The organism is Corallincola holothuriorum, from assembly GCF_003336225.1.
Taxonomy (GTDB): Bacteria; Pseudomonadota; Gammaproteobacteria; order Enterobacterales; family Neiellaceae; genus Corallincola; species Corallincola holothuriorum.
Genome location: NZ_QPID01000005.1, coordinates 321863 through 337796, shown reverse-complemented (window position 1 = coordinate 337796; position 15934 = coordinate 321863). Strand labels below are relative to the sequence as shown.

Sequence of the window (15934 nt, the reverse complement as noted above, 5' to 3'; positions counted from 1 at the left end):
ATTAAGGATACGTTCGTATAGTGTTCGCTGATCCATGCACAACTTTAAGCTAAGAGATGAGGCCTTAAATGATGCACAGGTTCAAAGAGTTAAGAAAGGGTGACCCACCAAAAAACGCGAAGGGCCATATATATACAGTCAAACAAGGACGTTCAACATGGCTAAGTCTCCATTCATCGAGTCGGTGCGCAAGGAGCTGCGCACGCGGCAGTACAGTTACCGCACCGAAAAGACCTACCTGCATTGGATCCGTTACTTTATTCGCTTCAATGACTACAAACATCCAGACATGATGGGAAACGCCGAGATAGAACGGTTTCTCAGTCACTTAGCAGTTAACAGGGAGGTCAGTGCTGCCACACAAAACCTAGCTCTGTGCGCCATCATCTTTATGTACCGTCATGTGGTTGGTCGGGAAATTGAAGGACTGAACTACAGCTACACGCGCGCACCGAGAAACATTCCAACGGTGTTAGACCAGGAGGAAGTGGCCAAGATCCTCGCGCATATGACAGGTAAGTATTGGCTGATCGCTGTATTGCTATATGGCTGTGGGCTGCGTTTGCAGGAAGCGCTTTCTATGAGAGTAAAGGATATCGATTTTTCGCTTAAGTCCATCCTTGTATTTCGAGGCAAGGGACGAAAAGACAGATACACATTGCTACCCCAATCCCTGGTGCCAAGGCTTCAGGCACAAATTACTTACGTTGAAAAACGTCATGCTCAAGATCTTGTCGAGGGGGCAGGAATGACTTCGGTTCCGTCTTCCCTTTATCGCAAGTACAAGGGCGTTATGACCGACGTTGCATGGCAGTATCTCTTTCCATCAACGACGCTGTGCCGACATCCGCATGATGGTTACGTGTGTCGCCATCATATACATGCTACGAGCTTTGCTAAGCAACTACGCAAGGCTGTGCTTAAAAGTGGCGTTAAAAAGCGAGTTACGGCGCATACCTTCCGGCACTCTTTTGCTACACGGCTGCTTCAAAAAGGCACAGATATTCGCACAGTGCAGGAATTACTCGGGCATTCAGATCTAAAAAAGACCGAGATCTACACGCATGTTGTGGGAGATCGGCGGGCTGGCACTACCAGCCCCGCAGACATGCTACCGGGTAGCAAAGTAGAAGAGGCTCAGGCCAGTTATGTGTGAATATTCCAAGGCAACTGAGCCCCCTTGGATGACCGCGTTAAGGTATTCATACCAAAATACGATTATTCTCTGTATGACCGAAATACGCTCAAACCTGACTATGAGGCTTGATTGGAATGGCTAAGCAATCGCTTTGCTCTTTATCTTGGCAATGTGTGCCTTCTTGATACAACGAAGGCACACACGGTGTTGTGTTGGCGGTTCCTACGGCTCAATAGGCCGTTTTATCGAACTTCAAACTCCGCGCGATCCACTCATACTGTTGGTCATGCACCGAAATAACTACAGCTTTGTTCTCTTGTTTGGCAAAAACAACCAGTGTCGATAAAGGGACCTCACCACCGTAGAGCCATGTGTATTGGGCTTGGTAGGCTTCCGTTCCGCAATCCAAAATTAAGACTTCCTGAGATTCAACCCGGATATCTGAGCCCACTCCTTGCAAACCTTTTGCATACCATTGCACGGCATCAGCGTAAGAAACCTCTTGTTCCAGATCGAACACGGCGGCGTCAAAATCGCTGTGTGTTGGCGATGACATTCTCATGATCTTCTGTGGGTGATCCAGCTCAAACTTGATGCTCTCTTTCGGGTACTGAAAGCTAAACGCCGGCGCTGCTTTACGCGTAAACACCCCATCTTTAGCGAAGCCATTCGCTTTATCTCCCCAAGAAAAGCCCTCCTCTTTTGCCTGTTCTAACAAAGCAGCCAACTTTTGCTGAGCAGGTTCATTTTCAGTTAGGGGTTCGTCCGAGCGCACAGAGGGGATCAGGTAATCTTCAACTAATGACGTATAGAAAGTACGAGAATCAAAAATATAGCCGGTAAACACCACCACCATGTCTTGATCTGGCAACACGTAGATCGCCTGCCCGCGGAAGCCAATAGCCATGTAGTAACCACTATCATCGATCCACCATTGATAGCCATAGCCATCTAAAAAGTCAGTCTTTAGGTGCCGAATCGTTGATTCCTCGACCCACGCCTGAGGCAAAACCTGTCGTCCTTGCCACTGCCCTTTGTTTAAATAGAGCTGACCAATTTTGGCCATATCTTCAGGTGACATCATCATCTCACTAAAGCCCATATAACGGCCGTTGTGGTTCTGCTTCCAGCTCACACTGTCTATTGCCAGGGGTTCAAAGAGGTGTTTATCTGCGAACGCCAGCGCTCCCATACCTGTGCTGTTTTCGACGATTGCTGATAGCAAAAAAGAAACGCCATTGCAGTATTCAAAGTATTGGCCTGGGGATTCCTTCATCGGCAGACTTAGGACGTGTTCAGCCCAGTCGGCACTCTCCATTAATGTCTTCAATCCGGACCAGTAATAGCGGGACGAGTCTCTGCAATCCAGACCGGAAGACATGGTCAACAGATCTCTGATAGTCATCTCATCCTTGAGCGGATCAGAGTTGGCGATTTGAGTATCAGGGAAAAAATCCAAAACGGGCTGATCAAGGCTTTGCAGATAGCCCTTTTCCAGTGCAATCCCAATCAGCGTAGCCACGATACTTTTGGTCACCGAATAAATCGCATGGGGCTCTTCGGCCTGATTTGGCCAGAAGTTGGCTTCCAGCACCTTATGCCCATTACGGATCACCACCATCGAGTGTATTGAATAGCTGGAATCCAAGGCTTTGGCCATCATATCGGCCAACAGGGCAGATTGCATACCTTGGGCCTCTGGGCTAGACACTGCAAAGGGTGATTTGGATGAAGTCGGGGGATGATTGTCGCCAGGTGATTGGCTGCAACCAAGCAGGCTGCTAAGTAGGATGAGCACAGTAAAGCGTTGGATAGCGGGTTGAATTATCGCCTTTAAACTTTCCATGTTTATCTCCGAAAGAGTTTTTTAGTATGTTCAGTGTTTCATACTGGCTGACACGCCAAAAACTAAGTCGTAAGAATAGATTAAGACCATGTAAATGATAAGAGCATAGATATCCACGACTAAACCAGATCAAACACGTAGCGCAGAACATCCCACAAATTTCTCGATAGCAAATGGCTTATCTGAAAGAGGATCCAATCGCGACATGCTCATCTGTTCTGCTGCGGGTGATTAAAACCAAATAAAATACAGCGCCAGCACGTTCACCAGCACATAAAGCACTTTCAAAGTGACGCCATTAGCAGGATCGGGGTTATCTTCTGGTGCTGCCACCACCAACGCAGCAACGACAGAGATAAGCATGACAGCGAGTAGCGAATAGGAGATCTTAGAGATAATGTCCATATCAATTCCTTTTGATAATGATTAACGGTCGCCAATCATACTTGAACCACTATTTTTGACCACTCAAACCAGCGTGCCCCTCCCCGCGGCGGGATGATTGGGGGTATCAAAAATTGACAAGGGTGATAAAGCAGAACGCTATTTAACTTTCTAGGCTCGAGTATTTTCTCAAGCCTAGAAATCACTCTGGTTACTCCGCTTCTGTTTGGGCTGCAGCATCGTCACTGCTACTGCCCATTTTCATCAACAGATAACCAGCACCCAATTCGATATAACCGGAGAACTGCCAAAGCAGATCGGGCAGTTCAATACCGAAGAAGCCACCCCAGAGATCAAAACCGACATGACTGCCGATCACATCCAGTAAGCCAATAAGAATTAGAATAATGCCAGCGATTTTCATAGTGCTTTCCTTTTCATATGCATTGGTTGGATACTCATCCTTGATAACTCACCGCATCGGAAGCGAAGCCAAACGCAATAAAAATCAAACCAGAAGTATCAGATTTGGAAAGGAAAACAAGAGATTAAGTAAGCTATGATTCCTTTCATCGCGAACACTAAGCCATGTTCCAGTGAACAAAACTATGATTGAGCGCAAAGCCCTTCGCCTTGCTAAATAATCAATAGCGAATATTTAGGTACCGCTCAAATTAACGTCAACAAGCGTAAAAGTAGTTACGCAGGCTTGCTCTCCAAATGGTGCTCCTTCCTTTATCTTTCTCCCTCCCCTCTCTCTCATCTCTCCCTCTTCATACTTATGGTTATTATTGCGAATTATTATCATTTACATTCGCATTACATGATCGTACTATTCTGCTGCTAATACAGCACATGCTGTTAACACCATCGTTGGCAAGGCGCTTACCCCGCCTGTCAAACCATCACTCTGACGTATAGATGAAAACCGACATGAAGCAGTCTCTGTTAATCATCCCTTTAGCCCTTAGCACCAGCTCCCTTAGCTGGGCTGACACCCCTAACGACACAGACGATATCGAAAGGATCGAAGTAAAAGGCAGTTATATTCAAGGCTACAACGCCCACTCAGCGAGCGGTGCTTCGAAGTTAGAACTGCCTATCATTGAGATCCCACAATCCGTCTCAGTTATCACCAATCAGCAGCTGCAAGATTTCCAGCTAACAGATATCAACGCTGCACTGGATACCGCCACGGGTATCAATGTCGAACGTATTGAAACCGATCGCACCTACTACACCGCCCGTGGTTTTGACGTTACCAACTTCCAGATTGACGGTATCGGCCTGCCATTGGCGTCAGGAAACAATCACGCCGGAGAAGACACGGCCATCTATGACCGATTAGAGGTGATCCGAGGTGCCAACGGCCTGATGACAGGTGTGGGCAACCCATCAGCAACCATCAACTTCATCCGTAAACGCCCCACCGCTGACGATCAGTTAGTAGTCAATGGCACCTACGGTAGTTGGAACAGTGGTCGCGTCGAGGTTGATGGCAGCAAGCGTTTCAGTGACCGCTTTGCCGCCCGCGCGGTGCTGGTCAGTGAGGACAAAGAATCCTATCTCGACCGTTACGAAACCGACAAACAGGTGGCCTATATTTTTCTCGAAGGCCATCTGACCGATGACACCACGGTGTCGCTCAGTCACAGCTATAGCAACAACAATGCTGATGGTAACCTGTGGGGCGCATTGCCACTGTATTACACCGACGGTAGTGCCACCGACTACGGACGCTCCACCAGCACCTCAGCGGATTGGTCCAATTGGAACGTGATACGCAACAACACCGTGGTAGAACTTGACCACCAGCTTAACGACAATTGGCAGATACGCTCGACCTACTCGTACCGCAAGACCGACGAAGACAGCGAACTTTTCTACGTATTTGGTACACCCGACCGAGATACTGAATTAGGATTAACAGGCTACGCCAGCGGGTACCATCATGATGACGAACACAATCTGTTCGACCTCTATCTCAGCGGTGATTTCGAGCTGTTTGATCGTGATCATCAACTGGTAGCTGGCGTTAACTACGCCAAGCTGGATTACACCGATAAATCCCTTTACGACTACACCACTGGCGCAGGCTTCCCAGCGATGCCTGATCTGAATGAGTGGGATGGCAACACGCCGAAACCGGTCTTTGCTGACGGTGAAACCGGTGGCGATGTCACGCAGGAACAAAAAGCCGCTTACGTGACCGGACGCTTTAATCTGTTCGATGGCTTCCATGCCATTGTCGGCGGCCGCTACAACGATTGGGATGTCGATGGTGAATCTTACGATGTGGTGCGTGACACCGGCGATACTGAGTTTATTCCCTATCTAGGCGTAGTGTACCGGGTACTTCCTCACGTCGTCGCGTATGCCAGCTATACCGAAACGTTTCAATCACAGACAGAGCTGGATATTGACGATAAAACCCTGGATCCAGTGACTGGCGAAAGCAGTGAAATAGGTCTGAAGAGTGAGTGGTTTGATGGCCGCCTGCTTGCCAGTGTCGCCTACTTCGATATTCAGCAGAAAAACCTGGCGATCCTCGATCCCAGCACCGAAAACCTGCCACCAGACCAACAGCGCTATATAGGTGCTGATGGTATCAGCAGTAACGGTTTTGAACTGGACGTCGCCGGTGAGATCTATGAGGGCTTGAATGTCAGCATTGGCTATACCGACTTTGATATCGACGGAGATGAGCAAGTAGCGGCCTATACCCCAAGCCGAATGTTCAAATTCACCGCGGTATATGAAGTGCCGTTTGTTGAAGGGCTAAGCACAGGTATGAACATGCGCTGGCAAGACGATATATCGCGCAGTCAGGGCGTCGTGGGTGACGATTTTGCCAATGCAGGTGATGAGATTGTTACCGAGCAGGATGCTTATGCCATCGTTGACCTAATGGCACGCTACAACTTTAACGACGATGTCAGCCTGAGCGTAAACGCCTACAACGTCACTGATGAAAAGTACCTCACCAGTTTGTACTGGGCGCAGGGCTATTACGGTGCACCGGCGAACTACAGCGCCACGCTGAGCTGGGCATTTTAACGCTCATAGCTCAGACAACAGACCCGTCATGTGCGCGCTTAGACACACAGGCACCGAAAGCAATTATGCTTCTCGGTGCCTTTTAAGTTGTCGTTGGCCGCACTCACAATGCGAAGAAAGAAGAGTTCAGCATGAGAAAGACCCTGTTTAAATGGCACTCCTATGGGGCACTGATCGCCATGTTACCGCTGCTTATTATTTCGATCACCGGCAGCATACTGGTATTTAAAGTTGAGATAGATTCCCTCCTGCGCCCCCAGCACATGCAGGTGGATGCGACAGCGGAAACGCCGCGCGTCAGCCTGGACAGCCTGATGCACACCATGTTGGCGGCCAACCCCGAATTCGAACTGGGCGGCTGGGAGATATTTGATGACAAGCAACGCTCTGATGCCGGCTACTTGATCCGCCGTGGCACCGAGGAGTGGGCCAAGGTCTATATCAACCAATACAGTGGGGCACTGCTTTCAGCACCACAACCGATGGACCACTACCTAACCGACTGGCTATTGGAGCTGCACTACAGCTTTTTACTGCACGTAAAAGGTGCCAGCGTAGGGTTTGTGGTTGCGCTGATCATGCTGTTTCTCGGCATCAGTGGCGTTATTCTTTACCGCCGCTTTTGGGCCAAACTATTCACTCTCCGAACCACCGCAGCCAAGCGGATCCTGTTCAGTGATCTGCATAAATTTATTGGCATCTTAAGTTCGCCCATATTGATCGTCATCGCCTTTACCGGTGGCTACTGGAACATCATGGGGATCATCCATGAAGTGACCGAACACGGCGACGGCGAACATGTCTATATTCAGGCACCACTGCATAGCCCAGAGATCTCATTCGAGTCTTTGCGGTTACAAGCGGAAGTAGAAATTGATAGCTACAAAGCGGGTTACCTTGCCATGCCCCACGAACCGGATCGTGATATCACTTTTTACGGTGAAGTAAACAGCCATAACCCGCTGCACAGCGAATACGCCAGCACAGTCAGTTTTGATAAAACCAGTGGCGCCTTGCTCAATAAGATAGATATTCGCGAGGCCAGTTTTCTGCGGGTATTCATCGACAGCTTTCGCAAGCTGCATTTTGGCTATTTTGGCGGCTTGTTCACCCGTATTCTTTGGTGTGTTTTGGGGTTAGCCCCCGTGATATTGGCTGGCACTGGCTTGTATTTGTACTGGCAACGCAGGCGCTATAGCAGCAAGTCGAAGCGGATAAGAGAACAAGTTAGAGAGAGCTTTGATACTGCAGGCTAGTGATAACCGAGCCGCCCAAGGGCGGCTCTTTCAAACAAATAGAGCAATCAATGTACTGATAGAAGATCTCCTGATAGAAGGTCCGCGGATAGAAAGTGTTGATCCCTCCTATATTGACGCGCTCGCTCGAGCCGCTCTCGTTCGGGGCAACCCTCGCACGCCTTTCAGCAGTAAATCGCTTATATACCCCACTTCAGCAGCACCAAATACTGATTTCAATGAGATTGAGGATCGAAGACAGATCCCCTATTTTTTATTTATCACCTAACTCTTTCATTACTAATAAATTTAGCTTCTACACTTAGTAGCTGTGTCAGTCGACGTTAACTATTTGTCACGGAGCAATATGCATGGATAACACGTCAACCACCTGGACCACCCGCGCCTTGGATCGCATTGAGGTGGTGGGTAACAAGCTGCCCGATCCCGCGATTATCTTTCTGATCTGTCTGGCGATAGTCTGGATCGCATCGGCGATCTTTTCTCAGGTCAGCTTCGACGCTATCGACCCGCGTACAGGCGAAGCGATCGTGGTAAACAACCTACTGACGGGCGATTCGCTGGCTAGCTTCTTGAGCCGGATGGTGCCCATATTTACCGGTTTTGCGCCTTTAGGTGTGGTGCTGGTTGCCATGCTTGGGGTGGGCGTAGCGGAACATTCCGGGTTTATCAGTGCCGGACTAAAGCGGATGCTGGATTCCACACCCAACAGCTTGCTGACACCGATGGTTGTTATGGTGGCCATCGTTAGTCACACCGCCACCGATGCGGGTTATGTGCTGGTGATCCCACTGGCAGGTGTGATCTTCTACGCCATGGGCCGACACCCATTAGCGGGTATTGCTGCTGCATTTGCCGGGGTCAGTGGCGGCTTCTGCGCCAACTTTATTCCGTCGGCCATCGACCCATTGCTGCAAAGTTTTACCCAAACCGCCGCACAAATTATCGACCCAGCAATTCAGGTTAACCCGCTGAATAACTGGTTCTTTAATTCAGCATCATCAGTGCTGATCATTGGTATCGCCTGGTATCTGACAGATAAGGTGATTGAACCCAGATTGAAAGATGTCGAAGTGGATGGTGACCCTAACGATATCCCTAAATTTGCAGAGCTTACAGCCGTACAAAGCCGTGCGCTGCGCTGGGCCAGCCTGACGATGCTGGCAGGGGTGATCATGCTTATTGCGATACTGGTGCCAGAGTCGAGCCCATTGCGGGATGCCAGCGGCAAGCTGACCTCCTTTAAAGCGCCGATAATGCAATCAATCGTACCGCTGATCTTTCTGCTATTCCTGTTGCCTGGCGTGGTGTATGGCTATCTCTCAGGTACTTACCAAACCACCAAAGATATGATTAACAGCATGACCAAAGCGATGAATGGGATGAGTTATTACATCGTGATGGCATTCTTCTGTGCGCTATTTATTGATGCCTTTGGTAAATCGAATCTTGGCGCGTTGATGGCCATTGAGGGCGCAGAGGTACTCAAGGCGTTGTCGCTGCCAACCATGGTGACAGTGATTGGTATTGTCTTTCTTACTGGCTTTGTGAACCTATTTGTCGGCTCCAGCTCGGCAAAGTGGGCGCTACTTGGCCCCATCTTTGTACCCATGCTGATGCAGTTGGATATCTCTCCGGATCTGACCCAAATTGCATATCGCATTGGTGATTCTTCCACCAATATCATTACCCCACTGATGCCCTATTTTCCGCTGGTGGTGGTGTATTGCCAACGCTATGTAAAATCCACGGGGATAGGTACCGTGCTGTCTCTGATGCTGCCATTTAGTATCAGTATTCTCATTCTGTGGAGCATCTTTCTGTTGATCTATTGGGGGCTGGGTATCCCGCTGGGTATTCAATCCAGCTACCTGTACACACCGGCCGGATAAGCGTCCAAAGACACAAATCTGAAAGCTGAAGAGATAAAGCCGAGGGTGAATTCGGGGACGTTTTTAACGAAATGGGCAAACCAACGGGCAGCTTATCATCCTGCCCGTTGGTTTTGGCATAGAGAAACTCTTACTGACGGTCTAAACAATAGCAAGGGTTAAATGTTTAGCGATTACTGGCAAGGCCACTTTTTACTGGCGGACAATGTCAGGCCGCTCACCGGCACTGGGTTCTCCATCTGCTCTGGGTGTTGATTTGCCCAAACCAGAAAATTATCTAATATCTGCTGACGCGTCACAGTGGCATCAGGGCAGGAAGCAGGATCACCTTTCTTACCGATAACCTGTGCATCTTGGGCCGAGCTGATATAACCCAGACAATATGCCTGCGACACGCCATACCAAGGGTCATCAATCGACATATCACACAGGGTAAGCAGATCACCGATAGTTTTGGTGTCAAAACTGTCCTCGGCGTTAGCTGGGCTAAAACAACCCGCAGACAAACAAAACATCAACAATACTAGGCGGCATTTCATCATCAACAATCTCCCAAAATTAACTCTTATTAACCATAGCCGTTTTTTAGAAATAGAAGCTAAGGTGCAGAAAAATAAATCTTATTTTGAATCGTCGTTATAGATGCGCTCGGGGAAAAGGCAACTTAACAGCTTGGTCAATGTCAATCATGAGGCTGTGCCCTTTTCGACAGGAACGCAGTCAACACCAGGCCGAAGCCAAGCCCCACTATGATAGAGCCTACAAACGCCAAAACAGAAGTCTGAATATAAAAGAAACCCACGCCAGTGCCGATCAACACGCCGCCGCCTATCGCCCAACTACTTTTGTCTTTATCGTGAGTCATCACTCACCTCCCGCCACCGGATTAAAGCCATCGACAATTCAAGCTTAGACGGCTTAACGCATAACGGCGTTCAGCGCGAAAGATTAACGGCATAAACGGCCCAGCAGAGCAGGATCAGCAAAGGGCTTTAGACATAAAAAAGTAACTTTAAGGACAGCCATCGTATAACAGTTCAACAATCAACTAGGAAAACAAGCTTCAGGCAGGAGCTATACCAAATGAAATCAGGTCAGCCGTTTTGCCAACCCAAAGCGTCTCACTCCTCTGTGAACAACTTTACGCTCTTGGAGTTCAGGTGCGACACCAAATTGATAGTGGTTAGTTGTCCACTTCCGTAGGTTGCTGTGCGCTGATTTTTCTACGAATAGCAACCAAGAGGCCACCAATAACTGCGCAAGCAAACCACCATAGGGTCACCACACCCACTAAGTCACCCCATATATTTCCGTGGATCAAACTCCAGCCGGAACTCCAACCGGTCCACAGAGCAAAATTCTCCAATTGGAACCCAAGTTGATATCCGTTACGTCGATGATTTAACGCAAAAGCTAACGCAAGCAGTACAAGAACAACGAGCGCAATTAAAGATTCCCAATTAATACTACCGCTAAAAAACGGACGTAAAGCACGTGTTATTAAACCGAAGACAAAACTACCGATAACAATAAGCAATGGTCTGACGAAGGAGTAGCGCTTTCCTCTCTCTGCGACTGGCGACTTTGCTTGCAACTCTTCAACCGGCTTTACCGGCACAACAATTGGTACTGAATGCGGCTTTGCATCCACCGACCGTGCCTTTTTGGCATCCAAGTGCTCTTTGAGATAGACAGCTCCAAAAGCACAAACGACCGAGAAGAAACCCGAGATAAGAGATGAAGCGATATTCGAATCCATTGTGGTGTGTCCCCTTCCATTGCGATGGTCAACGCACAACGTTTTTTCAACAGCGTTTGGCTCGTGTTAAGCGTCCCATATCCAATCACATCAGGTCGGGATCCCGCGAGTAATGCCCCTTAAAAAAACTACAATTATCATCATCTAAGATAGATGCATCTGCGGCTCAAACCGAAGCTTACTCATGGCTTAACTCTAACTCTGAAAGCGTAGAAAACGTTCCGATAGCCGTCAATATCAGCAACCGATGACGCAGCATTTACCGCGTTAAAGGCGTGATAGATCAAGAATGGAAAATACAGTGGTAGTTGGGCCTCTCTGTTAACTAAATCAGCTCTAAACGAGGGCGAGTTATTGAAGCTTCTTTGCCTTCAAAAAAGCATGGTTCAAAAACACAGAAGCTAAGCTACAGAAAAACATATCTTATTTTGAGAGTTGCAAAGGCTGCATACGGGGGAAATGTGCAAGGCTACAGCTTGGTCAATGTTAATCATGAGGCTGTGCCCTTTTCGACAGGAACGCTGTCAACACCAGGCCGAAGCCAAGCCGATCGGTATTCAAGATACAAAAAAGCCCCGTCAAAAGACGAGGCTCATCGCTAAATGTTCTTTAAAACACTAAGCAGCTTTCTTCTTTCTAAAAAAGGCCAAGCCAGCCAGACCTAAGCCAAGCATCGCCAGTGGCGCTGGCGCAGGAACGTCACTGATCCGGAATGCATAGTTAGTACCACCAACACCGAAGTCACGAACATAAGCAGAGACGGTATCGAGGTCACGATCGAAAATGTAAACGTCCTGATAGCGAGTAATACCTTCTACACCACGGAAGTAGTCTTCAGCAAAAACCTCGAAGCCGATACCAATAATCGCGTAGTGAGCCATGTTATTGATGTTCGCGACCTGATCGTCAATTGTCGAGATCATATAAGTGCCAGCACCAAACAGCTCCTCAGCTGCACCAACACCTGAATATGCAAGGGGGTTGGTTGTCCAATTTGGACCATCACCAACCTGCCATGAGCCTACATATTCAATTAAAGCGGCTTGCGCTGCACTGGCACTGACCAGAAGAGACAACCCCATGATGATTTTAAAAAACTGCTTTTTCATTATTACTGCCCTACTACAATAAGAGTTTACTGAAATAAGCAGGAAATGCGCCAGACTGTTAACCTATTGTTATTTATCGATATTTTTTAAAAGCCCTCATTTTTTTTAACAAATATGTAAACTTTAGTGACAATTTCCACAACGCTCTGGGCACTCACTCCTTCCGGCGTTGCCACCGTTTTTGACTTTAGGGTCTACTGAATCAGCTCAACTACAGAATCAGAAAGCTTTGTTAGACCTCACTTTTCAAAGGAGTCCAGGTCGATTTCGTACTTGGCGAGAACCTCCTGCATTTGAAGTTTCTTTTGCCCTGCTGCAACAGCCATAACCTTCGCCGTAACATCGGAAACTTCACCTTTTGTTATGCCCGCTTGCTTTGCCTGCTTTAAGTAATAATTTGTACACGGCAAGCAATTCATCGCCATGGCGGCAGCAAGCCCCACTAAAAGCTCTGTTTTGGAATCCAGATGCGCATTTTCGTGAGTGGAGTGATAAAAATTTTCGTAATGCTTTTGATGCTTTCCTAACATGAGATCCTCTGTGAATTATAACGCTGGGGCGCTCTGCTTTTGTTTGTTAGGCACCTTTTTCACAACAAATTGTATGAGATTAGAACCTTTTCGAAAGAAGCTGCTCGTTTTACGTCTTCTAACGTGACTTCATACCAGCTAACTGAGTTGAAATTGAATTCAAGTGAAGGCTCACACGTGCCAATTTTTACGTATGTTTTATACCCGAAACATGTGACGATGTTTTCATACTCAATCCAGCATGTTTCTGAGCCAACAGCTAACGGTGGAGGACACCATACCTGTGGTTTTTCGCTATGGATTTTATAGCTAACACCAATAACATCTAAGGCCTTTAATAGCTCCTCTCCATTAGCAAATTTGATTTCACCCAAAAGCTCAAAGCCATCGTTGTAGTGACCACCTCTAGGGTATTTCAACCTGAAGAGTCGGCACACCCTAAGTTCATTTCTGAATTCTTCGCTTTGATAAAAATCGAATGTTGATGACATTGATGTACTTCCATGTTGTCTAATGCTTATTACTCGGATGCAACGGCCAAATATGGGGCCGGAATGTAAGCGCTAAGCGCTGGAGTATAGGATCCGGCTACGCAGCAGCACCATGATTTATTTGTTAGCTGTACTTTCATACCCAGCTTTTAAGGTATCAATGATTTTTGGACAATGTTTGTACGCCACTTTGTATAGCTCTCTAAACTCCTTCTGTTCGTTTGTATTTGTGCCAAGTTCGAGAGTTATATTTTCAATTACACTAGTCATTAATGATAATTCTTTAGAGACAAGGTGATCAGGGTTTTTAATTTCTTTATCGGGAATATTCCGCAAGCACTCCATAACCTGTATTACAGAGTTTATATTTTCCTGAGAATCAATATCATTATTACAATGCACAGAAAATGAAAAGCTTAAAAGAAAAATCAATATCCATATTTTCATCTGAACTCCAAGTACAGCTAACGACGCAATCTAGCGAATCCCCTCATAATCCCTAGGAAATTCATAAAAGTAGACGCGCACCCCGTGGTTTGATCTAATTAATTTCGCCAAAAACAAATCCTATCTCACCCTGCACGGAGGCAGTCGGGATGCGCGAAGTTCAAATCCTACACCAAATGCTTGCACAACAGTGTCCGCAAATTCACAAAAAACGCCTGAGTTCACTGATAATTACGACTAAATAGCTCGCGTTGTCCGCGCCGTTATGACGTGCAGTTACTGATAGCGATGCTCGCAGAAATCATGCTTTGGTGGTTAGGCTTGGTGCCGCAACAGATTGGATGGCAACGCCACGTTCAGGCGGATACCATCAGAAAACGAGCTGTATTATCGGTTGTTCGTTTAGGCAAAGAAGTTCGGAGGCGACCGGACTTTATTATCTCAGAGCAGCGAATACGCTGGGCTATGAATGAATTTTTAAGGCTGGTTCACACCGCTGGACTGGGGGATTTATGAGGGGATCCTCCAGCGCCCACTTAAGCGGACAAAAACAGTTGGTTATAATGTGTAGCGAAGCGGAATCTAACCAACTGTTTTTGTTCCGTTTGAAGTGCTTGTTAGCACTTGGGCTTTTTTCTTGTTAAGAGCAATCCAAATACTCCTGCTAAAAAAACTCCTAAGCTAGCAGGTTCAGGCACTTCAGCGACTTGAGAAGTGCTGTAAGTAAAGTCATCCATTACCCACCACTTTTCAACACCACTAGTGACAAACTCTAGTTCGTCAACTCCTGAAAAGCCTACATCAAACCAATCATATTGATTAGCTGACAAATCCATTGTTTTTGAATCAATCAATATACCTGAGTTGTATCCATTTATAGTTATTGATGTGGCACCATAATCACCAAAGTCGTTATTATTTGCCCAAGAACTAAAGTACGCTCCGTTGAAATCAATGATGGAATTTAATCTCACCCCCTGGTTAACACCATTAGAATTGTATAATGCATAATCACCAGAAGGAGAGCCATACGAATTTCCAAAAGTACCTTGGAAACTATAGCTAGGATGTTGATCAATAATTACTCCAAAGGCTTGCTCTCCCCAATTGAATCCTGCGTAATTTATTGGTAGAAACGAAGAGTTTCCAGCAGTTACGTCTTCAAAGCTTAAAACACCTGCTTGTGTTTGTGCCGAGAACATCGCTACAAATAAAAGAACATATGGTTTGTTTAACATTTTAAATTTCCTTTTTAGATTATCTTAATATAAATTCAAAGTACGACTCTGTCTGATTATTCTAGAGTGCTAACGCTTCAAGAATGGGCTGGCGAAGCCAGTCCCGCGGAGGCCGTGCTTTTCAACGACCGGAGCGCAATTGCTTGACTTGTTATATTGCCTCACTCAGCACCACCATAATGCTGGACCGTGCGAATTTTTCAAAAAGGCCGTTGAGACACATTAATTGCCCATACTCATCCATATTGTTGTCTCTACCAGTTTGCGCTAGCCATTGCTCATAGAAGGCATCGAAGTCTGCGATGTCCTTTGGCTGTGGCATACCAACCAATAGCCAACTGCAATTTACTTCGTCCACCCTTGGCATGACCTCATCGGAAACGCTGACAGAGAAAAAATCGAGCAGTTTCGATAACTCGTCAAAGCTATTAAGAGCAACTGTTTCCTGGTGTTCGAAACGCTGCTCAAGATCGTTCAGAAAGGTAACATCAAAACAATCCATGGCAACGAATGAGTAATGGTTCAAATCGCTGAATTCCCTTTGGCAATATAACGCTAAGTCGGTATGCACGGACCCTCTATCAGGATAAGGGGTACATGTATACCTATCACCCCAAACCGGAAAGATCTCGTCTAACCTACTTTCTATTAATTATTTTTTATATCATAACTCACTGATTACTCGATTTTTACTCTCTTTTTCACAAGTCCACCGAAATTAGCGACGGCTCGCGATTTGACAGACATCACATGACCCTTTTTTTAATACCCAACTCACCTATCTGTT

Annotated in this window: 16 protein-coding genes and 1 pseudogene; 5 read left to right on the top strand and 12 right to left on the bottom strand. The window is 46.8% G+C overall.

The features are described 5' to 3' along the window. Nucleotides 1-157 precede the first annotated feature (157 nt). Nucleotides 158-1156 (top strand): integron integrase, encoded by a 999-nt coding sequence (locus tag DU002_RS10665; protein WP_114338356.1) that lies wholly within the window; start codon nt 158-160, stop codon nt 1154-1156. 211 nt (nt 1157-1367) lie between these two features. On the opposite strand, the gene DU002_RS10660 is transcribed toward DU002_RS10665, so the two are convergent. The 3 genes from DU002_RS10660 to DU002_RS10655 all read right to left on the bottom strand — a co-directional run bounded on the left by DU002_RS10660 (nt 1368) and on the right by DU002_RS10655 (nt 3792). Beyond that, nucleotides 1368-2984, bottom strand: coding sequence for a serine hydrolase domain-containing protein (locus DU002_RS10660; RefSeq protein WP_114338355.1), 1617 nt, complete (start codon nt 2982-2984; stop codon nt 1368-1370). Between the two features lie 231 nt (nt 2985-3215). Beyond that, entirely contained in the window at nt 3216-3389 is a 174-nt protein-coding gene (locus DU002_RS19360; RefSeq protein WP_158538028.1) for a hypothetical protein, read from the bottom strand. A 190-nt stretch (nt 3390-3579) separates the two neighbouring features. Beyond that, entirely contained in the window at nt 3580-3792 is a 213-nt protein-coding gene (locus DU002_RS10655) for a hypothetical protein (RefSeq protein WP_114338354.1), read from the bottom strand. Between the two features lie 509 nt (nt 3793-4301). Here DU002_RS10655 and DU002_RS10650 point away from each other — a divergent pair. The 3 genes from DU002_RS10650 to DU002_RS10635 all read left to right on the top strand — a co-directional run bounded on the left by DU002_RS10650 (nt 4302) and on the right by DU002_RS10635 (nt 9573). Beyond that, a complete protein-coding gene (locus DU002_RS10650) occupies nt 4302-6425 on the top strand; it encodes a TonB-dependent siderophore receptor (protein ID WP_114338353.1) in 2124 nt (707 codons plus the stop codon). Between the two features lie 131 nt (nt 6426-6556). Beyond that, complete coding sequence (locus DU002_RS10645; protein ID WP_114338352.1) at nt 6557-7681, top strand: PepSY-associated TM helix domain-containing protein; 1125 nt, start codon at nt 6557-6559, stop codon at nt 7679-7681. A 350-nt stretch (nt 7682-8031) separates the two neighbouring features. Next, nucleotides 8032-9573, top strand: coding sequence for an AbgT family transporter (locus DU002_RS10635; RefSeq protein WP_114338350.1), 1542 nt, complete (start codon nt 8032-8034; stop codon nt 9571-9573). A 173-nt stretch (nt 9574-9746) separates the two neighbouring features. On the opposite strand, the gene DU002_RS10630 is transcribed toward DU002_RS10635, so the two are convergent. From DU002_RS10630 to DU002_RS10600, 7 genes are all read right to left on the bottom strand, one after another. Beyond that, a complete protein-coding gene (locus tag DU002_RS10630) occupies nt 9747-10115 on the bottom strand; it encodes a Rap1a/Tai family immunity protein (RefSeq protein ID WP_114338349.1) in 369 nt (122 codons plus the stop codon). 140 nt (nt 10116-10255) lie between these two features. Continuing rightward, nucleotides 10256-10438 carry a hypothetical protein gene (locus DU002_RS10625; RefSeq protein WP_114338348.1) on the bottom strand — a complete coding sequence of 61 codons (183 nt, stop codon included), beginning with the start codon at nt 10436-10438 and terminating at the stop codon, nt 10256-10258. A 318-nt stretch (nt 10439-10756) separates the two neighbouring features. Continuing rightward, on the bottom strand, nt 10757-11332 hold the full coding sequence (locus DU002_RS10620; RefSeq protein WP_114338347.1) for a hypothetical protein: 576 nt from the start codon (nt 11330-11332) through the stop codon (nt 10757-10759). 617 nt (nt 11333-11949) lie between these two features. Further along, complete coding sequence (locus DU002_RS10615; protein WP_114338346.1) at nt 11950-12441, bottom strand: PEP-CTERM sorting domain-containing protein; 492 nt, start codon at nt 12439-12441, stop codon at nt 11950-11952. Between the two features lie 239 nt (nt 12442-12680). Next, complete coding sequence (locus DU002_RS10610) at nt 12681-12971, bottom strand: carboxymuconolactone decarboxylase family protein (protein ID WP_114338345.1); 291 nt, start codon at nt 12969-12971, stop codon at nt 12681-12683. A gap of 59 nt (nt 12972-13030) precedes the next feature. Continuing rightward, a complete protein-coding gene (locus DU002_RS10605) occupies nt 13031-13462 on the bottom strand; it encodes a hypothetical protein (protein ID WP_114338344.1) in 432 nt (143 codons plus the stop codon). Nucleotides 13463-13579: 117 nt separating this feature from the next. Next, the gene (locus DU002_RS10600) at nt 13580-13909 is read right to left on the bottom strand and encodes a hypothetical protein (protein WP_114338343.1); all 330 of its coding nucleotides are present in this window, start codon (nt 13907-13909) and stop codon (nt 13580-13582) included. 231 nt (nt 13910-14140) lie between these two features. Here DU002_RS10600 and DU002_RS19275 point away from each other — a divergent pair. Next, nucleotides 14141-14425 (top strand): annotated as a pseudogene (locus tag DU002_RS19275) (IS4 family transposase); the annotation flags it as partial. A 101-nt stretch (nt 14426-14526) separates the two neighbouring features. On the opposite strand, the gene DU002_RS10595 reads toward DU002_RS19275, so the two are convergent. Together DU002_RS10595 and DU002_RS10590 are read right to left on the bottom strand one after the other, a co-directional pair. Further along, the gene (locus DU002_RS10595; protein WP_114338342.1) at nt 14527-15147 is read right to left on the bottom strand and encodes a PEP-CTERM sorting domain-containing protein; all 621 of its coding nucleotides are present in this window, start codon (nt 15145-15147) and stop codon (nt 14527-14529) included. A 151-nt stretch (nt 15148-15298) separates the two neighbouring features. Continuing rightward, nucleotides 15299-15673, bottom strand: a complete 375-nt coding sequence (locus DU002_RS10590; protein WP_147271834.1) for a hypothetical protein — start codon at nt 15671-15673, stop codon at nt 15299-15301. Nucleotides 15674-15934 lie beyond the last annotated feature (261 nt).